Here is a 24,626-nt window from a genome sequence, read left to right as displayed (position 1 = left end):
CCCGTTCGAACCTGTGCCAGAATCCTGCCCATGCCCCACCACTCCTTCCCCGACGATCTCGTCCAGGCGCAGCGCGACTGGTACGCCACGTATCGCGAACTGGCCGCGAGCGGCGGCAGCGGCACGCACACCACGGTGCTGCGCCGGCGGCTCGTCCGGCTGTCGGTGCGGATCACCGCCCATCCGTTCTGGGCGACGCTCCCCGGCTCGGCGCCCGCCGCCCGGATGGAGCTCAAGGAGATGACCTGGGCCGACGCCCCCGGATCGGGACCCGGACAGGGGCCTGGACATGGGCCTGGGCAGGGCCCCGGGTCCGCCCCGCACGCGGAACCCGTGCCCGAGCCGCGCGCCGAACCCGGCGCGGAACCCGCCGCCCGCCGGAAGCCGCGCCCCGGCCCGCTCGCCTAGGGCCTGGCGCGCGGGCGCGGCGGGCGGTGAGCGCGCTACGGCCGGAAGTAGTCCGCCATCAGGCGGCCGACCCATTCCGGTTGCTCGACGTGCGCGGGCCGGAACTCCCGCATCACGGGCTTGAGGTCGATGACCGGGGTGCCCGAGACCGCGTCGAGGCCCACCACCGTGAGCTCGCGCCCGTGCACGGAGACGATGGCGCAGGACGTCACGCCGATGCGGTTCGGCCGGCGGGGACCGCGGCCGGCGAAGACGCCGACCGGCGGCAGGTCGGCGCGGCCCCGGGAGGGGCGGGGTTCGCGGTGGTCGTCGCTCTCCGGGAACCGGTCGAAGACGAAGAGGACCTCGACGTGGGAGAAGTCCTCCAGCCCCTGCAGGCAGGCCTCGCCGAAACGCTCGTCGACGGTGATCGTGCTCCGGACGGCGCCCCAGTTGTCGGTGTGCTGGACATCCGTCCGGTCGTTGTGGACCGTGCCTATCCGAGTGATCTCGAAGCTCCGCATGGCCCGAGGCTATCCACCCCGCCCGGCCGGTGACGGCGGTTCGGCCGCGGCCCGGGCTCCGGCTGACGGTACGTCACCCGGCGCCCGCGCGGGCCGCGCGCTGCCGGGCCCGCTCGGCGTTGTAGTGCGCGCCGACCAGGAGCGCCAGGTTGGTGAACCACAGCCACACCAGGAACGCGACGGCACCGGCCAGGGGGCCGTAGAGCCAGTTGTACGTGCCCATCCGCGCGGTGTAGATCGCGAACCCGGCGGAGATCAGCAGCCAGAGCCCGACGGCCACTCCCCCGCCCGGCGCGTTCGCCCGCACGCCGCGGAACCCGCGCGGTCCCGAGTGGAAGAGGATCTGCACCGTCACGGCGGCCACCGCCACCAGCACCGGCCAGCGCAGCGCCCGCCACGCGGACACCACCGGTCCGCTCAGGTGCAGCAACGCGCCTGCCCGGTGGGCGACTTCACCGCTGACGACCACGCAGACCGTGCTGCACACCAGCAGGACCAGCAGCAGGAGCGCCGTGATCAGCACCCGCGGCGCGGCCCGCCAGGCCGGCCGGTGGTCCGCCACACCGTGAATGTGGTGCAGGGCGCGGCGGAAGACCGCGGCGTAGCTGCACGCCGCCCAGGCCGCGCCCGCGCCGCTGAAGGCGGCCAGCGAGGTGGTCGCCGAGGCGTTCGTCGCCATGTGCCGCAGCGTGTCGGCCACCAGCGGGCGGGACTGACCCGGCATCAGCACCTCGAGTCCGCCCGGCACACCGCTCGCGTCCGGGTTGCCGGTCAGCCCCACCAGGGACAGCGTCATCAGCAGCGCGGGAAACAGCGCCAGCACGGCGTAGTAGGTGAGCGCGGCGGCCCGTTCCGTCGCGTCCTTGTCCCAGGCCGACACCAGCGCCCGGAACAGCGTCCCGAGCATCGCGAACGTCGCGGCGACCGGCCGCCTGCGCCGCCGGTCCCCGGCCTTCGGGTCCGAAGTGCCGCCGGCGTCCACCCCGATGCCGTCCGCGGTCCTCCCGCCGATCGTGCCCGCGGCCGTCCCGCCGGACGGCTCAACCGCCGTCGTGCCGGACAGGTCCCGGTCAGGCACCCTGCCCCGGCGCCTGCCCCGGACGGACCTCCGCCCGGCGGACGGCACGCCCTCGCCACTCGCCACCGCTCACCCCTCCCACCTGAACACCCGCACGACCGCGCTTCGGCCGCCGCGTTTCTCCTGCCCGCGAACCCGGCCTTCATGGCGCGGACCTGCGCGGGGACCCGCGCCGAGACCGGAGTTGGCCGATTCGTTGCACGACTGTTGTGTTCGCAACGATTTCGCGCCGATCCCGGGGCAGACGGACGGCGAGGAGGTACGTCATGACCGCACAGACCGTCGTGAACCGCACCCCGTGGTGGGGGCGCATAGTCGTCGTACTGGCCGCGTTGCTCGTGGTGTTACTGCTGTTCGGCAGATTCCACCTGCTGCCCGGGCTCCCTGACCCGTTCGCCGAGAAGACCGAGGACCGCAGCGGGCCGGTCCTGCTCAAGTCGATCCAGGACATGAGCCGGTTCGAGGGCGCCAGCGGCAACTTCGAGGTCGTCGTCGACCTGCAGAAGGACGCCAAGTACCTGCCGGACGTCGTGCACGGCGAACGGACGCTGTACGTGGGCGCCGGCAGCGTCAACGCCTACGTCGACCTCGGCTCGATCGGGCCGGGCGCCGTCACGGTCTCCGACGACCGCAAGACGGCGACGATCCGCCTGCCGCACGCCGCGCTGGAGCGCACGTCACTCGACCCGGAGCACTCCTACATCGTCTCGCAGCAGCGGGGCCTGTTCGACCGGGTCGGCGACTTCTTCGGCAGCGACACCGGCAACGCCCAGAAGCTGAGCATCCTCGCCTCGCAGAAGATCCAGGACGCGGCCCGCAAGACCGAGTTGACCGCCCGCGCCGAGACCAACACCCGCACGATGCTGGAGCACATGCTGACCTCGCTCGGCTTCAGCAGCGTGAACGTCACCTTCGGCCCGCCCCCGTCCACCGCGCCCCACTCCCCCTCGGCATCCTCCTCTCCCTCGGCCTCCGCCAAGCAGTGACCCCGGCCGGCTGACCGCGGCCGCACGGCCGCGGCTGCCCGCCGGCACGCACCTGTCACGCCCCACCCGCACCGGAGACCTCGCAGGACCACGGCGATCGGAGAGCGCTCTCTTCCCGGCTTGACAGCCGGCCGGAGGACCCCGCAGGGTACCTCTCCAAGAGAGCGCTCTCAGTGCGCTGTCCGCCCAACTCCCGTGAGTCGTCCGGTCGCTGGCCATCCCTGTGAAGGTGGGTCGTCCCCCATGTCGTCTTTCAGCGCCACGGCCCCGGCAACGGCCTTCCCCCGTACGGCGGTTGCCGGTGCGCAGGCCCCACCGGAGCCCGACTTCGGCCCCCGCGTGCGGGTCTTCGCCCCCGGCACTCCGGCCGCCGAGGTCCGGGCGGCACTGGACGCCGCCGCGACCGGACCGGCCGGGGAGCACCAGGCGTTCCTGTTCAGGCCCGGCAGGTACCGCGTCGACGCGCGGCTCGGCGCCCGCACCTGGGTGGCGGGCCTGGGCCTGTCGCCGCACGAGGTGACCGTCGAAGGCGCGCTGCGGGCGTCCGGCGGACGGGGGCCCGAGGACGGCGACGCCGTGGCCGCGGAGCTGCGGCCGCCCGTGGAGAACCTCACCCTCGTTCCGTCCGCCGGCGTCCCCGCGGGCGGGGTGGTGGCATCGCGGGGCAAGCCGTTCCTGTACGTCGACGGCGCGGGCGCGTACCGGGTGTTCCTGCCGGCGCTGCGCGGCGGCGCGGTCCCGGGTGGCGGCGGCCCGGCGCACGGCTGGTCGGTGCCGCTCGACCGCTTCTTCGTGGCCCGGCCCGGCGACTCGGTGCGCACCCTCAACAGGGCGCTGGCGCAGGGCCGGCACCTCCTGCTCACCCCGGGCGTCTACCGGCTGGCGGACACGGTGCGGGTCAAGTGGGCGGGCACGGTGGTGCTCGGGCTCGGCCTCGCCGTGCTGGCCCCGGTCGGCGCCACGGTGCCGATGACCGTCAGCGACGCGCGGGGCGTGCGCATCGCGGGCCTGCTGTTCGACGCGGGACCGGTCACCTCACCGGTGCTGCTGGAGCTGGGCCGCAGCGGCGGCGGTCGGTCCGACCCGCGCGCACCGGCGTCGGTGCAGGACGTGTTCTTCCGGATCGGCGGCGCGGACACCCACCGCTCCACCGACGCCGGCCGCCCCCCGGAGGGCGCGCAGGCGTCCCGGAGCGGGAGCGAGCCGGCCGGCGGCCGGGCGGCCACCGCCCTGGTCGTCAACAGCGACCACGTGCAGCTCGACCGCGTGTGGGCGTGGCGGGCCGGCCAGGGCACGGGCGCGGGCTGGGCCGCCGGCGGGCCCGGGCGCGGCGGGTGCCCGGCCGACCCGCCCGGCCGTCCCGGGGTGCGCTTCCACGACCTGCCGGCCGTCGCCCGCGACGGCGCCGGCACTCAGGCCCACGCGATCGACGGCACCGGCGGTGCGGCTCAGGGCGCCGCCACGGTGGCCGGCTGATCGCGTGGCATGGGGGTGAGGGGGGCCGCCGCTCCGCGCGGCGGTCCCCCTCACGAGCGGCGGTGACGCCCCGGGCTACATGTGGACGCGGGGCAGGATGCGGTCCAAGCGGCGCGGGAACCACCAGTTGGCGCGCCCCATGAGGAACATCGTCGCGGGCACCAGGACCAGCCGGACGACGGTCGCGTCCAGGATGACGCTGACGGCCAGGCCGACCGCGAGCATCTTGATCACCACGGTCGGCGAGGCCGTGAACGACAGGAACACCGCGGTCATGATGAGCGCGGCACTGGAGATCACCCGGCCGGTCGCGGAGAGCCCGGCGCCCACCGAGCGGGTGTTGTCGGCGGTGGCGTACCACGCCTCGGCGATACGGGAGAGGAGGAAGATCTCGTAGTCCATGGACAGGCCGAAGACGATGGCGAACATCATCATCGGCACATAGGACTCGATCGGCACCGCCTGGGGCAGGCCGAGCAGCCCGGTCGCCCAGCCCCACTGGAACGCGGCCACCAGCACGCCGTACGAGGCGCCCGTGGTCAGCAGGTTGAGCAGCACGGCCTTGACGGGGATGACGAGGCTGCGGAAGACGGTCATCAGCAGCAGGAACGCGGCGATCAGGACGATCCCGATGATGATCGGCAGGCGGTCCTTGACGGTGTTGCGGAAGTCGTACTGGCTGGCCGTGGTGCCGGTGACGTAGCTCGTGGCTCCGGTGCCGCGCAGCGCGTCGTGCAGGGTGGCGCCGGTCAGCCGGTTGAGCAGCCCGCCGGTGCTCGCCGACTGCGGCACGTCGACGGGTGTGACCGTGGAGACCAGCAGCTTGCCGTCGGGGGTGGGCTGCACGGGGGTGAAGCGGGCGATGTCGCCGGCGCCCTGCAGGGCCTTGGTGACGTCGTCGGCGATCTGGCCGGCCGGGACCGTGGCGTGCTGGACGTCGACGACGACCGTCAGCGGGTCGTTGGCGCCCGGCCCGAAGCCGGGACCCGGCGCGTCGGAGATCCAGTCGAACGCGGTCCTGCTGGTGGTGCCCGACTGGTTCGCGCCGCTGTCGACGTGACCGAGCCGCATCGAGAACAGCGGGATCGCGAGGACCACCAGCAGGACGCAGCCGGCGGTCAGGAACTCGGCCGGGTGGCGGGAGACGAACACCGCGTACCGGTGCCAGTCGTCGCTCTCTCCCGCGGACTCGGCGACCGGGCGCCGGACGTGGACCCGGTCGATGTGCCGGCCGACGAGGGTGAGCGCGGCCGGGACGAGGGTCAGCGACGCGGTGGCGGTGATGACGACCGCGATGGTCGCGGCGAGTCCGAGCTTGCCGATGAAGGTCAGCCCGCACGCGTACAGGCCGAGCATGGCCACGGACACCGTGGTGGCGGCGACGAGGACCGCGTGCCCGGTCACCGCGCTGGTCCTGGCGACGGCCTGGGCGGGAGTCCGGCCGTCCATCAGGTCCTGGCGGAAGCGGGTGGTGAGGAACAGCGCGTAGTCGATGCCCACGCCCAGGCCGATCATCGTCGACAGGGTGGGCGCGGCGGTGGCGAAGCTGACCGTGCCCGCGACGATGCCCACCACGCCGATGCCCACGCCGACCGCGACCAGCGCGCAGACCAGCGGCAGCACCGCGGCGAAGACGCTGCCGAACACCAGCAGCAGGATGACCAGGGCCACGCCGATGCCGACGAGTTCGCTCTTCAGGTCGTTGGCGGGGGCGTTGGTGATCTGGTCGAAGCCGCCGCCGTACGCCACGCCCAGGCCGTCGGCGCGGGCCGGGGCGGTCGCGGTGTCCAGCTGGTCGGTGTAGTCGTTGCCGAGCGACTTGAGCTGCTCGTCGAAGGTGACCGTGGAGTAGGCCGTGCGGCCGTCGCTGCTGGTGACGAGGGCCGAGGCGCCCGTGGCGTGCGGCATCTTCCGCAGGTTGCCCAGCGTGGTGTTCACCGCGGACTGGTGGTCGGCGACGGTACCGGAGCCGGTGTGGAAGACCACCAGGCCGCTGGGGGCCGCCGCGGCCGGGTCCGACGCGGTCAGCAGGTCGGTCCCGGTGGCGGACTGACTGCCCGACAGGGTCACCTGGTCGCTGAACGTCGGTCCCACGATCGCCCGGCCGGCGAGCGCGGCGACCAGCAGCACCAGCCAGCAGGCGATGACCCATACCGCGTGCCGTCCGCAGAACGCCCCGAGCCGGGCCAGTCGGCCTGAGGGCACCTCAGGTGCGGGGTCTGGAAGGTAGGACGAAGGGGTCGAAGAGGTCATGGACGGGCCGCCTCCTGGCGTGCGGTGCTGGCTCGACCATGGCAGAAAGTGTCATGGCTGCCAATTGACAGGGCCGACAGGGCGATTAGGCTGCCCGTGTGAAAGCCGAGGCCAGAGACCGGGACGTCCGCCCGGACACCGGGCGCGGGGGCGTCCCCCACCAGGGGTCGGGGCGCAGGGACGCGGAGCATCAGGACCGGGAGCGCCGGGACGCCGCACGCGGCGCCGGTGGCCGGCGGGCCGGGGCGGGCCTGCGGGAGCGCAAGAAGGCCCAGACCCGCAGGGAGCTGCGGGCGGGCGCGGCCCGCCTGTTCGCGGACCAGGGGTTCGGCGCGACGACCGTGGCCGACATCGCCGCCTCCGCGAACGTCTCGGAGCGCACCTTCTTCCGGTACTTCGTCAGCAAGGAGGCGCTGCTGCTGCCGGACGCCGCGGAGCTGCTCGCCCGGATAGAGGCGGAGCTCGCGGCACGCCCGGCGCGGGAGGAGCCGCTGGAGGCGGTGTGCGCGGCGCTGCTGGCCGCCGCCGGATCCCTCGCCCCCACGGCGGACGGCGGGCAGGCGCGGGCGTCTGCCTCGGACGGAGCGGTCCCGGCCGGCGGTCGGGGCCCGGCCGAGGGTCCGAACCCGGCCGAGGGCCCGAACCCGGCGGACGGTCAGGTCGCGCTCGGCGGTCCGGACCTGGCCGACGGCCCGGTCGTGTTCGACGGCCCGGTCGCCGTCGACCTGCTGGTGCAGGCGTTCGACGGGTTCGAGGAGCAGCTGACGGAGCTGGTGGCCGCGCGCCTGCCGCGGTGGACGCCGGACCGCGACCTGCACGCGGCGATGCTGGCCTGCGCGTGCCTGTCGACGGTGCGCGCCATACTGCGCACCCGGTCCGCCCGCGGCGTCGCGGACGGGACCGCTCCCGAGCCGGCCGCGCTGCTGCCCGCCGCCCTCGGCATCCTGTCGCGGATCGGGAACGGGACCGGCGCCCGGTGAGGAACCCCTTCGCGCGGCCGCGCCGCACTCCCCTGCTCGTGACCGCCGGCGCGGTGGCGGCCGCCGTCGTGCTGGCCGGCGTCGGCGACCTGGTGCTGGAGCACGTCGCCCGCGGCCGGATCGCCGGCGCCGCCGCGTGCCGGCTGCGACCGAGCGGGCCGGTCTCCGCCGGCCTGACCGGCACCCTGCCCGGGCTGCGGCTGCTGACCGGCGACGTGGGCACGGTCCGGATCGCCGCGCGGGACGTCCGCCGCGACGGCACGAGCCTGTCTGTCGCCGCGGAGCTGCACGGGGTGACCACCGGCGGGGCGATCGCCGGCGGCACCGCGACCGCGACCCTCGCCTACGGGCAGCTCGCCGCACGGATGGGCAGCCGCGCCGCGGGGCTGCGGCCGAGCGGGGACGGGCACGGCGGCCTGGTGCTGACCGGGACGCTCGCCGGCATCCCGCTGCCACTGGCCGTGCACGCCCGGCTCGCCACGGCCGGGGGCCGGCTGACCGTCACGCCCACCGATGTCTCGCTGCTGGGGCGGCAGTTCACGGTCGGCGGCCTGGCGGCCGACCCGCGGACCTCGGCACTCGCCGGACGGCTCGGTCCGCAGTCCGTGACGCTCCCTCAACTTCCGGGCGGTGTACGGCTGGTGCGCGCGGTGACCGACTCCGAGGGGCTGCGCCTCGACCTGGCGCTGACGCCGGGCGCCACGTCCGGCACCAGGCACGGGTGCACCCGGTAACGACCTGGGGAACAGTCTCGACCGGGCGATCAACGCTCCCTAGGATGAGGGAACTTGCGCAACCGCCGGACTACTCAGAGTCGAGAGTCAAGAGGGACCCCATGGAACACGCGGACACACCGCAGACCGACAAGATCGACGTGACGGTGCCGAGTGTGGCCCGCATGTACGACTACCTCCTGGACGGGAAGGACAACTACCCGGCCGACCGCGCGGCCACCGAGCAGCTGCTGCAGCAGGTGCCGAGCATGAAGGTGCTCGCCCTGAACAACCGTCAGTTCCTGCGCCGCGTGGTCCGGGTGCTCGCCGAGGACTACGGCATCAAGCAGTTCGTCGACCACGGATCCGGCCTGCCCACCGCGGACAACGTGCACGAGATCGTGCAGCGCATCCACCCCGACGCCCGCGTGGTGTACACCGACAACGACCCGATCGTGCTGGCGCACGGCCGGGCGCTGCTGGAGCAGAACGACAACACGGCCGTCATCACCGCCGACTTCCGCGACACCGAGAGCGTCTGGAGCAGCGACGAGGTCAAGCGCCTCATCGACATGGACCAGCCGGTCGCCGCGCTGTTCGTCTCGGTGCTGCACTGCATCCCGGACTCGGACGACCCGGCCGGCGTGGTGGCCCGGGTCCGCGAGAGGCTGCCGAAGGGCAGCTTCCTGGTGGTCTGCCAGCTGGTCAGCGAGGACGAGGAGACCCGTCGCGGGGTGACCGAGTTCATGGACCTGTCGACCAACGGCAACTGGGGCCGGGTCCGCGAGGAGTCCGACGTCGCCCACTACCTGGACGGCCTGGAACTGCTGGAGCCGGGCCTGGTGGAGGTCTCCACCTGGCGGGCCGACAACGACCTGGCGCCCAAGCAGCCCAGCGCCGAGTGGATCGAGTTCGGCGGCGTGGCCCGTCTCTGAGCCCGCGGCCGGTTCCCGGCCGCCCCGGCGGCGCTCCGCACGCGAGGAGGCCCCGCACCCGGTGGGTGCGGGGCCTCCTCGTGTCGTCCGGGGTCAGCGGTAGTGCTCCAGGGCCGCTTCCAGCATCGCCCGGCTGGCCGCCGGCGTCGCGGCCAGGGCGCTCAGCTCGTCGAGCGCGGCACGGTACCGGTCCAGGTCCTCCAGGCGGTCCAGGTACACCGCGCTGGTCATGTGCTCCAGGTACACCACGTCGGGCAGGAAGCCCTGGGCGAACCGCAGATAGGTGACCGCCGCGCCGGGCGTGGCGGCGGCGCTGGCCGCGTAGGAGGCGATCTGCAGGCGGATGCCGGGCTGGCGCAGCGCCTCGACCAGGTACTCCAGCTGGGCGCGCATCACGTCGCGGCCGCCGACCGGGCGGTAGAGCACGCCCTCGTCGATGAGCGCCCACAGGACGGGCGCGCCGGGCTCGGACATCCGGCGCTGGCGCTCCAGCCGCAGGTTCACCCGCTTCTCGACCTCGTCCGGCGGGGCGAGCCGGTGGCCGCTGAGCACGACGGCCTCGGCGTAGGCGGGGATCTGCAGGAGGCCGGGCACGAACTGCGTCTCGTAGGTGCGGATGACGTGGGCGTCGCGCTCCAGGCCGATGAGCTGCTGCAGCCAGTCGGGGACGACCTCGCCGTACGACTGCCACCAGTCGGGCTGGGAGGAGCGCTGCACGATCCGCGCGATCTCGGCGCGCTCGTCGGCCGTGACCCCGTAGAGGGCCAGCAGGTCCTCCACGTCGCGGGCCTTCAGCGACACGTGGGCGGTCTCCATGCGGCTGATCTTGGAGGCGTGCGCCCTGATGTGGTGGCCTGCGGCGGCCGGGGACATGGCCCTGCTCTCGCGCAGCGCCCGGAGGTAGTTCCCCAGGACGCGTGCCATGGCCTTGGAGCCCATGTCGGGGCGGCGTTCGAGGAGCTGTATCGGCGAGACAGGCTGCGACACTGGCACTGCGGGCATGCGGGCTCCCAACGAATACTTGACAGGCCAGTATTGCACCCGGGAGCCCGCTTTCGCCGCCTAACGGCGTTGTCGATCAGTCGAGTTCACGCCGTGAAGGCGTCGAAGTCGCCGTCCTTGGCCCCTTCCACGAACGCGGTGATCTCCGCACGCGTGTAGATCAGCGCCGGGCCGTCCGGATGACGGGAGTTGCGCACCGCGACGCTGCCGTCGGGAAGCGCCGCCACCTCGACGCAGTTTCCGCTCTGGTTGCTGCGCCCGCTCTTCACCCAGCGCACTCCGGTCAGCGAGCCGGCCTGGATTCCGTTGTCGAACTGCTGCACTTGGCATCACTCCTTCGTGGGTTAGCCACCCCGCGGGTCTGCTTCCGCATCAGGAACCACGATAGGTACACACGTACCCGCCGCGCACTTGCGGATGCAATTCCCGATGCAATTGCACCGGAAGTCCCCTCGCGGCGATACTGTGAGTGGGACAGTGATCTCTTTGCGTGCCCGAACACGTCGCTCCGAGGGGTGAAGCGCATGACCGCGCAGTCGTCCGGCTCCGGGTCCGACGCCGAGTGCGATCCTCGCGGACGGCCCCAACTCGTTCTGGCGGAGCGGAACATCACACCGGACACCGCTGCCCGTCCGTCCCGGGGCACCGTGCGGAACACCGCGCGGAACGCGACGGCGGGCACCCCCGAGGGCACGGCCGTGGACACCGCGCTCGACGCTTTCCTGCACGGCGTGCCGCAGGCGTGGGGCGGCCCCACGGGCAGCGCCGAGAGCGGCTTCGCGGCCCTCCGCTTCGACGCCACCCCGGGCAGCGTCACCCGCACCAGGAGCTTCCTGCGCAGCACCCTGACGGGCTGGCAGCTGCCGGACCTGGTGGACGACGCCACCGCCATCGCCGCCGAACTGGTCGCGAACGCGGTCACCCACGCCCTCCAGCCCGCCGCCGCGCCCCTGCTGCCGCCGAAGCCCTCGGCGTGGATCGCCCTGGTGCGAACGGACCACGCCGTGGTCTGCGCGGTGGCCGACCCCAGTCCCGCGCTGCCGGCGATGGCCGAGCCCGAGCCGTTCGCCGAGTCCGGCCGCGGCCTGCGCATCGTGGCCGAACTCAGCGAGACCTGGGGGCACTCGCCCCCCGAGGCCGCCGGCAAGACGGTCTGGGCCCGCCTCGCCAGCGGCCGTTGAGCCGCGCGGCGCACCCGCCGCTCAGGGCAGCCGCCGCACCTCGATCAGCAGCGCCTGCTCGGGGTTGAGGGTCGGCATCGGCAGACCCGCCACCGCCAGCACCGCGCCGGGCAGCGGCACCCATCCCTCCAGCGCGCGGGTCAGCCACTGCGGCCCGCTGGTCTGGTGGAACGAGGGCAGCCCCAACTCGGCGCGCACGCGCACCTCGTAGCGGCCGTCGGCGGCCAGGCCGGGCAGCCGGACCCGGCCCGACTGGGCCTCGCGGGACGTGGTGAGCCGCACCCAGGAGTACAGCGCCGAGGCGCCGTCCGGCGCGACCACGCCGTGCAGCATCACCGCGTCGTCACCGAGGTCGGCCCGGACCGTCACGCCGCCGTGCAGCAGCGGCCGCAACTCGCGGTGCAGCGCGGTCCACGCGGTGATCCGCGCCAGCTCCTCGTCACCGCAGGCGGTGATGTCCTGCTCGATGCCGGCGTGGCCGAACAGCGCCGTGGTCAGCCGGAAACCGTCGTAGCTCTGCCGGGCGGTGGTGTGGCTCGGCGAGGGGCCGAAGTGCGTGCCGACCAGCTCGGGCGGCAGCAGCTGCCCGGTCCAGCGCTGGATCGACTGGCGCTCCACCGGGTCGTTGCAGTCCGAGGCCCACACCCGGTCGGTCCTGGCCAGGATGCCCAGGTCGATCCGGCCGCCGCCGCTCGCGCAGCTCTCGATCTCCAGGCCCGGGTGACGGTCCTTCAGCGCGTCGATCAGCCGGTAGGCCGCGACGACCTGGCCGTGCGAGGTGGGGCGGTCGTCGGGGCCGTGGACGGCCTCGTCCAGCTCCCGGTTGTGGTCCCACTTCAGATACGCGATGCCGTAGGTGTCGACGAGGGAGTCGAGGCTCTGCAGCAGGTACTTCCAGGCGTCCGGGTTGGCCAGGTCCAGCACGTACTGGTGGCGCGCGGTGGGGCCGCCGCCGGCGGCGGGGCCGAGCACCCAGTCGGGGTGCTCCCTGGCCAGCTCCGAGTCGGGGTTGACCATCTCCGGCTCGACCCACAGCCCGAACTCCATGCCGAGGGCGCGCACCCGGTCCGCGAGCGGGGTGAGCCCGTGCGGCCACACCACGGGGTCGACCGTCCAGTCGCCGAGCCCGGCGTGGTCGGAGCGGCGGCCGGAGAACCAGCCGTCGTCCAGCACGAAGCGCTCCACGCCGACCTGCGCGGCCCGCTCGGCCAGCTGCAGCAGCCGGTCCAGGTCGTGGTCGAAGTACACCGCCTCCCAGCTGTTGAGGATGACCGGGCGGGGCGTGCGCGGGTGGCTGGGACGCGACCGCAGCAGCGTGTGGAAGCGGGCGGCGAGCCCGTCCAGGCCCTCGGGCGACCAGGCGTAGTGGCACACAGGGGCCTGGTAGCTGTCGCCCGGTGCCAGCCGGATCTCGCCGGAGCGCAGCAGTTCGCCGCCGCCGAGCACCGACGCGTGGACGCCGGCGCCCTCGGGCAGCTGCTCCACCAGGTAGCGCTGGTCGCCGCTCCACGCGACGTGCACCGCCCACACCTCGCCGCCGCGGAAACCGAAGCCGGGCTCGCCGACGGTGACGAGGTAGGGGCTGTCCAGGCCGGGCTTGCCGCGGCGCATCTCGCGGACGTACGTGCCGTGGCCCAGCGGACGGCGCTGCGGCGAGCGCTCCCGGCTCCACTTGCCGGTGAAGTCCAGGATCTCGGTGGCGCGGCGGGGCAGCGGCAGCAGCGTGGTGACCTGCGTGAGGTCGTACGGCTCGGGCGCGGCCTCGGGGGTCGCGCGGCGGGTCACCCCGGTGGCCACGGACAGCACGCCCGAGGGGTCCATGGTGTAGCCGAGGGTGATGTCGAGGCCGGCGCCCGGCTCGGTGAGGGTGAGCACGAGGTCGCCGCCGCCGTCCGGGTTCTCGCGGTGCTCGACGGCGGCGAGGGCGGGCCGGGGGGCGCCGGCCGAGCCGGCGAGGTGGCCGTGGTGGGCGGGCGTGCCCTGCCAGCCCTCGGCCTCGGTGGGCCACACCGTGAAGCGGCGCGGCTCGTCCAGGGCGTTGTTGAGGATCGGGCCGTCGGCGGTCAGCGCGAGCGCCTCGCGGTCGGCGCCGGTGAGCTCGCCGAGGTCCGCGCCCCAGTGCAGGACTCTGGGCACCGGCTCGGTGAGTTCCACGACGAGGCAGGTGCCTGCCGCGCGCAGGGAGACGATCCGCGCGGGAGTGGTGGGCATACAGAGTCCTTTCCTTCGCCGGGACGGCGGACGCACCCCGCCCTGGGGGCCGCCCGCCGTCCTGGCACCAGTTGCTTGCGTGGGTTCAGTTCTTCGCGAGCAGAGACTTCGTCGTGCTCTGCATGCCGGTGAAGACACTGTCATTCTTCTGTCCGGCGAAGTACGCCTCGAACTGGGGCTCGATGGCGTCCTGGATGGCGGCGCCGTTGCCGTACACCGGAGACGGGTAGAGGACCTTGTCCTTCAGCATGTCGGTGAAGACCGACAGGTCGACGCCCTGCGCCTTGAGCGCCTGCGCGGACGCGTCCATGGAGGCGGGTATGGACGGGAAGAAGGTGCCGGTGGTGGACGCCTTGGACTGGCACGCCTCGGAGCCCATGTAGGAGACCCACTTCCAGGCGAGGTCCGGGTTCTTGGTGCCGGCCCAGATGTTGTTGCCGTTGGAGTTGCTCAGCACCGAGCGGGTGCCGTTCGGGCCCTTGACGGTCGGGGCGATGCCCACCTTGAGGTTCGGGATCTTGGCGAACGTCGACGCCTCCCAGGAGCCGCCGGTCTCCAGCGCGACCTTGCCCGAGGAGAGCAGGTCCACATCGCTCACGCTGCTGGTGAACTGCCCGATCTTCGGGGCGTAGCCCTTGTCCTCCAGCGACTTCACCCAGTCCATGGTCTTCACGAACCGCGGGTCGGCGTAGTTGAAGACCGTGGGCCAGTTGGGCTTGTCGCCGAGCCGCCACCCGGTGGTGGAGACGAACGAGCTCCAGGTGGTCTGCCCGATGAAGTCCTTCGCCGCCATCTCGCCGAGCCCGTAGGTCTTGACGTGGCCCTTGTCGAAGCCCGGCTGGTCGCCGCGACGCCCCTTGTCGTCCAGGGTCAGGTGGGCGACGACCTTCCCGAACGTGCCGCCGTCGTCGGGGTTCCACGTCAGGTTGTCGACGTCGTCCGCGCTGTAGCCGGCCTTGGTGAGCATGTCGGCGTTGTAGTAGATGCCGGTGGCGGCCCAGTCCAGGGGCAGCGCGTACTGCTTGCTGTCGGTGAACTTCCAGGCGTCGACGCCCACCGAGAAGCGGGACAGGTCGAACGCGTCCTTGCTGATGTAGCTGTCGAGCGGCATCAGCTGGTGCTGGGAGGCGTACGCCTGGAAGAACTGGACGCTGTTCTGGAACGCGTCGGGAGCGTTGCCCCCGACGAAGCCCGCCGTCAGCTTGGTGAAGTAGTCGGTCACGTTGTACTGCGAGATCTTCACGGTCACGCCGGGGTTGGCCTTCTCGAAGTCCGTTGCGCACACCTGGTACGCGGCGGCCTGCTTGTCGTCCCAGGTCCACCAGTTGAGGGTCTTGGAGCCGGAGCCGCCGCCGGAGCCGGATGAGCAGGCGGAGACCACCGCGGCCAGGGTAAGGGTGGCGCCCAGCGCGACGACCTTGCGAACTCTCATGATTCCTTCTTTCGGGTTGCGCCTGATGCGTGGGTCATGCGTCGGTCATGCGTGGGACGACGTCTTGAGGAGGGCGCCGAAGGCGCTCAGGGCGATCGCGAGGTCCTCCGGGCCGCCCGCGTCGTGGCCGTTGAACTCCCACAGCCGCATGTGCCGGGGCCCGGCGTAGGCGTGGTAGGCCGCGAGCGCGGTGGACGGGGGGCAGACCTCGTCGCGGAGCCCGGCGGAGAACCAGGCGGGCGCGGTGGCGCGCCGGGCGAACGCGAGTCCGTCGAAATGGCCGAGGGTCGCGAAGGTCTGCTCCACCAGGTCGCGGCGGGCCGCGAGGTAGCCGATCAGCTCGGCGTACGGCGGTTCGCCGGTGAGCCGGGTGGCGTGCCGGATGTCGCACAGGAACGGCGACTGGACGTGCAGCGCCCGCACGTCGGGGACGAGCCCGGCCACGGCGAGCGCGATGCCGCCGCCCTGGCTGGCACCGGCGACGGCGACACGGTCCGGGTCGGCGAGCGGGCAGTTCCGGACGGCGTCGACGGCGCGGACCGCGTCGGTGAACACCCGCCGGTAGACGTAGGTGTGCGGGTCCTCGATGCCGCGGGTGAGGAAGCCCGGGTGGGAGGGCCCGCTGCCGACGGGGTCGGGGGTGGCGCCGCCGCCGGCCCACGCGCCGCCCTGGCCGCGGGTGTCCACCAGCAGGTGCAGGTATCCGGCCGACGCCCACAGCAGGTCGTCCAGGGGCGCGCCGCGCCCGCTGCCGTAGCCGTGGAACTGCACGACCGCGGGGAGCGGTCCGCTGCGTTCCCGGGGCAGCCGCAGCCAGGCGCGGACGGGGTGACCGCCGAAGCCGGGGAACTCGGCGTCGTGGACCTCGACGGTCTCCAGGCCGGTCTCGACGGGGTCGAGGCGCAGGCGGGCGGTGTGGGTACGGGCCTCCTCCAGGGTCGCCTTCCAGAAGGCGTCGAAGCCGGCGGGCTCGCGGTACGCGCTGCGGTAGGCCCACAGGTCGGGGACGTCCTGCTCGGTCAGCACGCGGCGGCCTCCGTCCGGTCGGCGGCGGACCGCAGCCGCCCGTCGAGGGTCAGCGGCGCCCCGGGCACGACGGTGACCTCGGTGACCCGGTCGCCGTGGCGCACGCGCACGGGCTCGGCGGGGTCGCCGGCGATCCGGCGCAGCGTCACCGCGGTGAGCGCCCCGCCCCGCCAGGTGAGGTCGGCCGCGAGGCCGCCGCGGCAGCGCAGCCCGGTCGCGGCGCCCTCGGCCCATTCGGCGGGCAGCGCCGGCAGCAGGTGGACGGCGCCGGCGTGGCTCTGCAGGACCATCTCGGTGATCGCGGCCATGAACCCGTAGGTGCCGTCGATCTGGAACGGCGGGTGGGTGGAGAACAGGTTGGGCAGCAGCCCGCCCCACTGCGAGCCGTCGACCGGGGCGTCGGCGCCGGCGTCGCCCTCCAGCGGGCGGGCGGCCTCCAGCAGCAGGCCGCGGGCGGAGGCGGCGTCCCGCAGCCAGGCGCGCATCGCGATCTTCCAGGCCCAGGACCAGCCCATGGCGCCCGGCCCCCGGCGGTCGAGCAGCCGGCGGGCGGCGAGCGCGGTCGCGGGCGTGGTGTCCGGGTCGATCTGGCCGAGCGGGTGGAGGGCGATCAGCGGGGACAGGTGGCGGTGCGCCGGGTCCTGTTCCGGCAGGTCCTCGGCCCACTCCTGGAGGAGTCCCGCCGGGGAGACCGGCGGGGGCGGCAGCCTGGGCAGCGCGGCCCGGATCTCGTCGCACAACGGGTCCTGGACGCCGAGGAGTCCGGCCGCGCGCAGGGTGCGCTCGAAGACCGCGCGGATCAGCGCGATGTCCATGGCGGAGGAGTGGGTCAGCGACTCGGGGGTGCCCTGCTCGGACAGGAACAGGTTCTCCGGCGAGGTCGACGGGAGCGTTCCCAGCCACCCTCCGGCCGGAGCGCCGTCGCCCCCGGCCGCACGGTCCGCACCGTCGCCCGCGGCTGCCGCGTCGTCGGTGAGCCAGTCGAGGAGGAAGGCCGCGCAGCCGTGGAGCAGCGGCCAGGCGCGGTCACGCAGGAACGCGGTGTCGCGGGTGAAGTCGTAGTGGTCCCACAGGTGCTGGGACAGCCATGCGCCGCCCATCATCCAGATCGCCCACGACGGGTTGCCGTGTCCCATGCCGACCGGCAGCGCCCAGCCCCACATGTCGGTGTTGTGGTGGGCGACCCAGCCGCGGGCGCCGTACAACTGGCCCGCCACGCCCGTGCCTTGGGCGGCCACCCGGTCCAGCAGGTCGAACAGCGGCTCGTGGCAGGCGGGGAGGCCGGCGGCCTCGGCACCCCAGTAGTTCATCTGCGTGTTGATGTTGACGGTGTAGTTGGAGGACCAGGCGGGCCGCAGGTCGGCGTTCCAGATGCCCTGGAGGTTGGCGGGCGGTCCGGTGCGCGGGCGGGACGCGGCGGCGAGCAGGTAGCGGCCGAACTGGAACAGCACGGTGGCGGTGAGCAGTTCGTCGCGCCCGCTGAGGATGTCGGCGGCCACGTCGTACGTGCCGGCCCGGCGCGGGCCGACGCGCAGGGCGGTGCCGCCCAGCAGCGCCCGCAGGTCCGACCGGTGCTGGTCCAGCAGGTGGCGGGCTCCGAGCGCGGCGGCGGCGCCGGCGGTGTCCGCCGCGGCCTGGAGGTGGGCGGCGCGGCTGTCCGGACCGGGGAGGCCGCTCCAGTGCGCGTGGGCGCTGGTGGAGGAGGCGACGGTCACCAGCAGGCGGGTCGCGCCGGTGATCCGCAGGCTGCCGTCCTGGGCGGCGACGGTGACCTCGCCGTCGGTGGCCACGCGGACGGCGAGGGCGCCGAACGGGTCGTAGCCACCGACCGGCCCGCCGGCGTAGCGCAGCGGTTCGGCGACGGAGGGTTCGTGGGCCGGGGCGCCGTCCACCGGGATCTCCACTCCGAGGGTGATGCCGTGCGGGTCGGCGCCGCGGTGCACCTCCCGCAGCGGGCTGGTCAGCTCCAGGCCGAGGTCCACGGGGCCGCCGGCGGCGGTGAGTTCGGTGCACAGGGTGCCGGAGACCGCGTCGGCCCAGGTCCTGCGGTGCACGGCGATGCCGCCGAGGTCCAGGGAGTCCGCGGCGACACCGTCGTCCAGGTTGAGCGTCCGCCCGCGGTGGACCGCGCGCTCGCCGCCCGCCAGGGTCAGCCACAGGTCGGCGTAGGGCAGGTACTCCTGGCTGTAGGGCCCCTCGAACGTCATGAGCAGCGCCTCGGCCGTGCGGCGGTCGCCGGCCCGCAGCGCCGCCCGCACCTCGGCGAGCCGCTCGGGGCCCGCGCCGCCGGCCGTGACGGCGGCCAGGGCGGCGGCGGGGCCGCCGGGGGTCCCGGACCAGACGGTCGAGTCGTTGATCTGGACGCGGCTGCGGTGGGTGCCGCCGAAGACCATGGCGCCGAGGCGGCCGTTGCCGACGGGGGCGGCCTCGTGCCAGGCGGCGGCCGGTGCGGGCCACGACAGCAGCAGGTCGTCGGCGGTGTCGGGGGTGGTGTGCACGGAGGCGTTCCCGTCGTTCGAGGGGCGGCCGGCCCGCGGCCGAGCGCACTGCCGTGGGCGGGTCGGGGAGCGGATCCGGCTACTTGATGCCGGAGAAGCCGATGGAGTTCACGATGCGCCTGCCGAAGGCGATGAACAGCAGCAGCATCGGCAGGGCCGCGATGAGGGCGGCGGCCATCAGCCCGGCCCAGTCGGGCGCGGCCTGCGGCGAGGACTGCTTGAAGACGCCGAGGGCGAGCGTCAGCGGCTCGGTGGCCGGGGAGTTGGTGACCAGCAGCGGCCACATGTAGTCGTTCCAGGCGTTGACGAACATCAGCAGCGAGACGGTGGCGATCGGCGCGGACGACATCGGCAGGACGACGCGCAGGAAGATCCGCAGCGGCCCGGCCCCGTCGATGATCGCGGCCTCCTCGATCTCGTTGCTGAGCCCGAGCATGAACTGCCGCAGGAAGAACAGGGTGAACGCCTGGAACAGCCCGCCGGGCAGGATCAGTCCGGCGAAGGTGTTGTTCAGGCCCACGTCCTTGACGAAGACGAAGTTCGGCAGCAGCGTGAAGACGCCTGGCACCATCAGGGCGCTGATGAGCACGCCGAACACGAGGTTGCGGCCGCGCCAGTGCAGCCGGGAGAACGCGTAGGCGGCCGCGGCCGAGAACAGCACGATGAGCACGGTCTGCACCGACGCGTAGATCAGCGAGTTGCGCAGGTACAGCGGGATGTCCAGGGAGGCGCCGGAGCCGCCCTGCGCCTGGGCCTGCGCGGTGGACGCGATGCCGAGGGCCCGCTCGAAGGCGCCCCAGGTGAAGCCCACGGGCAGCGGCGAGGACGGGTGCGTGGCCAGCTTGTAGTTGTTGGACAGCGCTGTGCGCAGGATCCAGTAGAACGGGAAGAGCGTGACGAGGACGACGATGCCCAGGTACGTCCAGGCGACGATGCGGCCGGGGGTCGCGCGCCGCGGGCCGCGGCGTGTGACGGGGCGGGGGCGGCCCGGGGCGGCGGCGGTGCCGGGTGCGAGGGTGACAGCCACGGGGGCCTCCTTCAGCTCAGGTCGGATTCGTTGGCGCGGGACAGCCGGAGCTGGGTGAAGGTGACCGCGACGAGGAGGGCGAAGAGGGCCAGCGACATGGTGGCCGCGTAGCCGAAGTCGAACTGCCGGAACGCCTTGCGGTAGATGTACTCCTGCAGCACGTTCGAGGCGTTGGCCGGTCCGCCCTCGGTGGTGACGGCGACGATGTCGAAGACCTGGAAGGCGTTGATGACCGTCAGCACCACGACCATCGCCAGGATCGGCCGCAGCAGCGGCACCGTCAGGCGGCGGAACATCTGCACCTCGCTGGCGCCGTCGACGCGGCCCGCCTCGTAGATGGTGGGCGGGATGGTCTGCAGGCCGGCGAAGATCAGCAGGGCGTAATAGCCCATCCACTTCCACACGCTGATCGCGGCGAGCGAGGGGATGGCCCATCCGCCGCTGCCGAGGAACATGATCGAGTGGCCGGTCAGGTGCTTCAACGCGATGTCGACGATGCCGAGTTCGGGGTCGAGCATCCACTGCCAGACCAGGGCGGCGATCACGTTGGAGATCAGGAACGGCAGCAGGATCACGCCGCGCAGCGTGGTGGAGCGTGTCACGCGGTGCAGGACCACCGCGGTGACGAGCGAGATCAGCGTCCCGAACACGACGGACAGCACCACGAAGTAGGCGGTCACGCCCAGCGAGTGCCAGAAGACGCCGTCGTGGACGAGTTCGCGGAAGTTCGCCAGGCCGGTCCAGGTGGGCGGCGTGAGCACGTGGAAGTCGGTGAAGCTCAGGTACACGCCGCGGAAGGTGGGGTACGCGTAGAAGATCGCGAACCCGGCGACCGCGGGCAGGATCAGCAGCAGGGCGAACGGCAGGTCCATGCGGCGTGCGGCCCGCGACCGGGTGGGCGCGGTGCGCTGGGCGAAGCGGGACCGGCGGCTGCCGGTGGTGCGGCGGGAAGGGGCGGCCGTGGCGGCCACGGCGCCGGACGGCGGTGTCACCGCCGTCGTGTGGTTGTCCTGCGAGGTGACCACCACGGCACTCTCCTTGGCGTTGAGGCGGTCCGGGATCCTGGCGTGCGCGGGCCCCGGGGCGTGCCGGGCCGCTGGGGGCGGCCCGGCTCGCGGGGTCAGACCGTGATGCGGTCGATGTCGGACACGTAGTCGGACGGGTTGCCGAAGGCCACGCTGTTGGCTCCGGCCTTGAGGGGCACCGGCACGATCAGCGACTGCGGCGTGCCCCAGTCGTTGTCGTTGCTGCCGGGCAGCGGCACCTGGATCGTCCGGCCGTTGACGGTGACGACCACGGTGCGGCCGGAGGAGCCGTCCACGTAGTCCAGCTTCATCAGGTAGGTGCCGTCCTTCGGCGCGTTGACGCCGTTGACGGTCACCCCGGCGCTGCCGCCGAGGTTGCCGACCTTCTTGCCGCCGGAGCAGGCCGAGCAGTCGTTGACGCTCGCGCTGCCGGTCAGCGTGTTGCCCGGGGCCTCGGCCTCGTAGGAGACCGGCCCGCCGGCCACCGGCGTGGTGACCGGGACGGCCTTGCTCGGCGCGGAGGCGCGTCCCCTGGCGTCGTGCGCGACGACGGTGAAGGAGTAGCCGGTGCCTGCGGAGAGCCCGCCCACGGTGACCGAGCCGCCGGTGGTGGCGGCGACCTTGGTCCCGTTGGCGTAGACGTCGTAACCGGTGGTCGTGGTACCGGAGTTCACCGGCAGCCAGGACAGCGAGACGCTGCCCGCGGTGTCCGCGGTGGCGTGCACGTTCAGCGGGACGCCGGGCGTGGCGGCCTTGTCTGGCGTGATCCGCAGCAGCTCCGAACCGTGCGGCGGCAGGCTGGCGCCGAAACTGCCGCTCACCGAACCGAGGTTCTTGCGGTGCCACAGGTCGCGCACCGACGCCTTGCCGGTGATGCCCAGGTCGGAGAAGTCCGCGGTGACGTCGCTGTAGCCGGCGCCGAGGTTGAACAGCGCGACGGTGTAGCTGCCGTCGGCGTTGCGGGCGTACCAGACCTGCTGGTCACTGGCCTGGCTGACCGGACGCGCCGGGTTGCCGGCCTGGTCGACGCCGATGACCTCGTCGTTGGTGATCAGCGACAGGCCGTACGGGTCGAGCTTGGTCAGGTCGTCACCGGCGTACAGCGGCGCGGACTCGATCGCCCACAGGGTGGCGTAGCTCTGCCGTTCGGCGTCCGTGAGCCCGTCCATCGCGCCGACGCCGACGTCGAGCGAGTCGAGGTTGTTCCAGTGGCCGGGTCCGGCGTCGTCGATCCACTGCACGACGTCGTTCCAGCGCTGCTTGACGGAGTTGTTCCACGTCGCGAGCGTGTTGCAGTAGCACTCGACGTCCGTGTCGACGCGCCAGCCGTTGGAGTTGGCCTTCCACACGTCGGCCTTCTTGTGGCTGAGCGACCACGACAGCACGAACTGGATCGGGCGGCCGGTGTTCTGCAGCGCGGTGTGCCACGCCTTGATGTCGTCGGTGTTGTCGTGCGCCGCGTCACCCTGGCTGGAGCCGGGGCCGACACCGTCGATCTTGAGGAAGTCCACACCCCAGGAGGCGAGTTCGTCGGCCTCGGACTGGATGTACTTGACCGTGCAGGGGCTGCCGAAGTTCAGCTGGTAGGACACGTTGTCCCAGCCGCTGGTCTTGCGCAGGTCGGGGTAGACGATGTCCTTGGTGGTGCACCCCGGGGCGCCGTAGATCGGCGTGTTCCCGTCGTTGTAGTAGTCCTGGTAGAGCCCGACGGCCAGGTAGACGCCGAACTTCAGCCCCTTGGCGTGGAGTTGGTCGCCCAGGTACTTCATGCCGTGCGGGAACTTCTTCAGGTCCGCGGTCGGCCGGGCGTACGCGTCGGACACGTTGTGGCCGTTGTCGACGTTCCAGCCGGCGTCCACGTTCACGTACTCGTAGCCGTGGGACTTCAGCTTCGAGGCCACGATGCCGGCCTGCTGCAGCACATGGTCCTCGGTGAGCCAGTTCTCGCCGCCGTAGCCGGGGAAGTTGGTGGACTCCAGGCTCCAGCTGCTCCAGCCCATGTACGGCTTGGCGGCGAGCTGGTCGGCCGCGGAGGCGGCCGGGGCCGACGCGGCCGGGGCGGCTGAGGCCTTGGACGCCGGGGCCGGGGCCGCGGACGCCGCCGCGGGCACGGCCAGGGCCGCCGCGACCGCGGTGACGGCCAGGACCGGCACCGCGCGGGCGCCACGGCCGCCGGGCAGCAGGGTTCTGCGTCGTACGGATCCTGCGGGTCGTGCTGGACGAGGCATGGGTGTTCTCCGTCTCGGCGCGCGGCAGCGCGCCCCGGTCCGTCCGGACCCGGGCGCACGGAACCGCGCGCGGTCAGCCACCTGAGGAATGAAGAGGGTTCCCTCGGTGGCGGTCGTCCCGGAGCACCACCGAGGGCGGTTCAGCGCGGCCGGCGGGAGGATCCGGCCGCGCTCCCGGCGGGGGAACCATCCCTTCCACCCGACGCGGAGTGCGGCGAATGTAGCCAGGGTTTCCTTCCACCGTCAACATAGTCAGCGGGAAAAATCCGATGTCTGACCGGCGCTTGACGAAGGATCGCGCGGCAATCCCGACGAATCAGGACAGATACATGGGATCCTCCCGTACGTCGACGTGGCCTGCACGCCTTCCTTACTTTCTCGTGGAAATGTAGGGTTCCGGCATGACGCTCGCCGACCAGCCCCCCGCCGCCGCACTGGTCTTCCAGACCCTGCTCGCCCAGGGTCCGCTGACCCGCGCCGAGGTCGGCCGGCGCACCGGCCTCTCGGCCGGCGCCGTCACCAAGGTGGCCACTCCCCTGCTGGCCGACGGCTGGATCACCGAACTGGGCCGCCTGGAGGGCGAGCGCGCCAACGGGCGGCCGGCCACGCTGGTTGCGGTACGCGCGGAACGGGCCTGCTTCGCGGGTGTCAAGGTCACCGGCGACGAGCTGATCGGCTTTCTCGGCGACCTGACCGCGCAGCCGCTCGCCACCCGCAGGGCCGACCTGCGCACCCGGGACGTCGGCACCGTCGTGCACGCCATCGCCCGGCTGGTCGCCGAGTTGTGCGCGGAGGCGGGCACCACCGCGCACGGCCCGGTGCACAGCATCGGGGTGACCATCTCCGGCGACGTCGACGGGCAGACGGGGACCGTGCAGTACACCCCGTTCCTCAACTGGCGGCGCGTCCCCCTGGCCCAGCTCGTCCAGGCCGCGACCGGCACGCCGACGGTGATCGAGAACGACGTGCGTGCGCTCGCCGTCGCCGAGCAGTGGTTCGGCGCCGGCGCCGGTCTGTCGTCGTTCGCCCTGGTCACCGTGGGCGCGGGCATAGGCGCGGGGCTGTCCATCGGCGGCCGGGTGGTGTCCGGCGCGCACGGCGTGTCCGGCGAGGTCGGGCACCTGCCGGTGGGAGGCAGCGACCGGGTGTGCACCTGCGGCAACACCGGCTGCGTGGAGGCGGTCGCCTCGACCCACGCCATCACCGAGCAGGCCCGGCAGGCGACCGGCGACCCGACGCTGACGATCGACGACGCGGTGCGGCTCGCGCACGCCGGCCACACCGCGGTCCGCGCGGTCTTCTCCCGGGCCGGCCACGCGCTCGGGCTGGCCCTGGCGTCCGTGGCGAACCTGATCGGACCCCAGCGGATCATCATCTCCGGCGAGGGCGTCGCCTCCTACGACCTGTTCGCCGACCAGATCCGCCAGACGTTCGCCGCGCAGGCGTTCGGCGCGGCCGCGGACTGCGACATCGTGGTGCGGCCGCTCCCCTTCGAGGAGTGGGCCCGCGGCGGTGCCGCCGTAGCCGCCCAGCGCCTCTTCGCTCCCGCGAGGTAGCCCCCACTCCGCTGGGTGCGCCCAGCGCGGGCCGGAGTCCCCGCTCCCGGGCTCGCCGTGTACGGCCGAAGGTCAGCCGCCCGGAGGGCACACGCGAGCAACCCACCA

Annotated in this window: 20 protein-coding genes; 8 read left to right on the top strand and 12 right to left on the bottom strand. The window is 73.2% G+C overall.

Features of this window, described 5'->3' with window-relative positions:
- Nucleotides 1–30: 30 nt before the first annotated feature.
- Nucleotides 31–408: a hypothetical protein gene (locus BMW99_RS42895; RefSeq protein ID WP_069466581.1), complete on the top strand. Its 378-nt coding sequence runs from the start codon at nt 31–33 to the stop codon at nt 406–408.
- Nucleotides 409–443: 35 nt separating this feature from the next.
- Here BMW99_RS42895 and BMW99_RS11605 read toward each other — a convergent pair whose 3' ends face one another.
- Nucleotides 444–911, bottom strand: a complete 468-nt coding sequence (locus BMW99_RS11605; protein ID WP_069466580.1) for an SAM-dependent methyltransferase — start codon at nt 909–911, stop codon at nt 444–446.
- A gap of 73 nt (nt 912–984) precedes the next feature.
- Entirely contained in the window at nt 985–1,989 is a 1,005-nt protein-coding gene (locus BMW99_RS11600; protein WP_079138930.1) for a YihY/virulence factor BrkB family protein, read from the bottom strand.
- 266 nt (nt 1,990–2,255) lie between these two features.
- Between BMW99_RS11600 and BMW99_RS11595 the strand changes: the two genes are divergently transcribed.
- Together BMW99_RS11595 and BMW99_RS11590 are read left to right on the top strand one after the other, a co-directional pair.
- Nucleotides 2,256–2,975: a DUF4230 domain-containing protein gene (locus tag BMW99_RS11595; RefSeq protein ID WP_075016741.1), complete on the top strand. Its 720-nt coding sequence runs from the start codon at nt 2,256–2,258 to the stop codon at nt 2,973–2,975.
- Between the two features lie 243 nt (nt 2,976–3,218).
- Nucleotides 3,219–4,451 (top strand): hypothetical protein, encoded by a 1,233-nt coding sequence (locus tag BMW99_RS11590; protein WP_143080525.1) that lies wholly within the window; start codon nt 3,219–3,221, stop codon nt 4,449–4,451.
- A 75-nt stretch (nt 4,452–4,526) separates the two neighbouring features.
- Here the strand turns inward: BMW99_RS11590 and BMW99_RS11585 are convergent, their stop codons facing one another.
- A complete protein-coding gene (locus BMW99_RS11585; protein WP_069463216.1) occupies nt 4,527–6,704 on the bottom strand; it encodes an MMPL family transporter in 2,178 nt (725 codons plus the stop codon).
- Between the two features lie 98 nt (nt 6,705–6,802).
- On the opposite strand from BMW99_RS11585, the gene BMW99_RS41770 reads away from it, so the two are divergent.
- The 3 genes from BMW99_RS41770 (at nt 6,803) to BMW99_RS11570 (ending at nt 9,332) form a co-directional block, all read left to right on the top strand.
- On the top strand, nt 6,803–7,684 hold the full coding sequence (locus BMW99_RS41770; RefSeq protein WP_069463217.1) for a TetR family transcriptional regulator: 882 nt from the start codon (nt 6,803–6,805) through the stop codon (nt 7,682–7,684).
- Nucleotides 7,681–8,418, top strand: a complete 738-nt coding sequence (locus BMW99_RS39190) for an LmeA family phospholipid-binding protein (RefSeq protein WP_075016739.1) — start codon at nt 7,681–7,683, stop codon at nt 8,416–8,418. Before BMW99_RS41770 ends, BMW99_RS39190 begins: the two co-directional genes overlap by 4 nt.
- 101 nt (nt 8,419–8,519) lie before the next feature.
- On the top strand, nt 8,520–9,332 hold the full coding sequence (locus BMW99_RS11570) for an SAM-dependent methyltransferase (RefSeq protein WP_069463219.1): 813 nt from the start codon (nt 8,520–8,522) through the stop codon (nt 9,330–9,332).
- Between the two features lie 93 nt (nt 9,333–9,425).
- On the opposite strand, the gene BMW99_RS11565 is transcribed toward BMW99_RS11570, so the two are convergent.
- Nucleotides 9,426–10,334 (bottom strand): helix-turn-helix domain-containing protein, encoded by a 909-nt coding sequence (locus tag BMW99_RS11565; protein WP_069463220.1) that lies wholly within the window; start codon nt 10,332–10,334, stop codon nt 9,426–9,428.
- Between the two features lie 86 nt (nt 10,335–10,420).
- Nucleotides 10,421–10,657, bottom strand: a complete 237-nt coding sequence (locus BMW99_RS11560; protein WP_069463221.1) for a DUF397 domain-containing protein — start codon at nt 10,655–10,657, stop codon at nt 10,421–10,423.
- A gap of 201 nt (nt 10,658–10,858) precedes the next feature.
- Here BMW99_RS11560 and BMW99_RS11555 point away from each other — a divergent pair, with 201 nt between their 5' ends.
- Nucleotides 10,859–11,515: an ATP-binding protein gene (locus BMW99_RS11555; protein WP_069463222.1), complete on the top strand. Its 657-nt coding sequence runs from the start codon at nt 10,859–10,861 to the stop codon at nt 11,513–11,515.
- 21 nt (nt 11,516–11,536) lie between these two features.
- Here BMW99_RS11555 and BMW99_RS11550 read toward each other — a convergent pair whose 3' ends face one another.
- From BMW99_RS11550 to BMW99_RS11520, 7 genes are all read right to left on the bottom strand, one after another.
- Nucleotides 11,537–13,726 carry an alpha-galactosidase gene (locus BMW99_RS11550; RefSeq protein WP_069463223.1) on the bottom strand — a complete coding sequence of 730 codons (2,190 nt, stop codon included), beginning with the start codon at nt 13,724–13,726 and terminating at the stop codon, nt 11,537–11,539.
- A gap of 85 nt (nt 13,727–13,811) precedes the next feature.
- Nucleotides 13,812–15,158, bottom strand: coding sequence for an ABC transporter substrate-binding protein (locus BMW99_RS11545; protein WP_069463224.1), 1,347 nt, complete (start codon nt 15,156–15,158; stop codon nt 13,812–13,814).
- A 45-nt stretch (nt 15,159–15,203) separates the two neighbouring features.
- Entirely contained in the window at nt 15,204–16,184 is a 981-nt protein-coding gene (locus BMW99_RS11540; protein WP_075016738.1) for an acetylxylan esterase, read from the bottom strand.
- A complete protein-coding gene (locus BMW99_RS11535) occupies nt 16,178–18,682 on the bottom strand; it encodes a glycosyl hydrolase family 95 catalytic domain-containing protein (RefSeq protein WP_075016737.1) in 2,505 nt (834 codons plus the stop codon). Before BMW99_RS11535 ends, BMW99_RS11540 begins: the two co-directional genes overlap by 7 nt.
- Nucleotides 18,683–18,761: 79 nt before the next feature.
- On the bottom strand, nt 18,762–19,709 hold the full coding sequence (locus tag BMW99_RS11530) for a carbohydrate ABC transporter permease (RefSeq protein WP_075016736.1): 948 nt from the start codon (nt 19,707–19,709) through the stop codon (nt 18,762–18,764).
- Nucleotides 19,710–19,720: 11 nt separating this feature from the next.
- Nucleotides 19,721–20,737, bottom strand: coding sequence for a carbohydrate ABC transporter permease (locus BMW99_RS11525; RefSeq protein WP_069463891.1), 1,017 nt, complete (start codon nt 20,735–20,737; stop codon nt 19,721–19,723).
- Between the two features lie 92 nt (nt 20,738–20,829).
- Nucleotides 20,830–22,962, bottom strand: coding sequence for a fibronectin type III domain-containing protein (locus tag BMW99_RS11520; RefSeq protein WP_079138462.1), 2,133 nt, complete (start codon nt 22,960–22,962; stop codon nt 20,830–20,832).
- 401 nt (nt 22,963–23,363) lie between these two features.
- Between BMW99_RS11520 and BMW99_RS11515 the strand changes: the two genes are divergently transcribed.
- On the top strand, nt 23,364–24,518 hold the full coding sequence (locus BMW99_RS11515) for an ROK family transcriptional regulator (protein WP_069463893.1): 1,155 nt from the start codon (nt 23,364–23,366) through the stop codon (nt 24,516–24,518).
- Nucleotides 24,519–24,626: the final 108 nt, after the last annotated feature.

It is taken from the genome of Actinacidiphila rubida, assembly GCF_900110255.1.
Classification (GTDB): Bacteria; Actinomycetota; Actinomycetes; order Streptomycetales; family Streptomycetaceae; genus Actinacidiphila; species Actinacidiphila rubida.
This window is presented reverse-complemented; position numbering and strand designations above follow the sequence as displayed.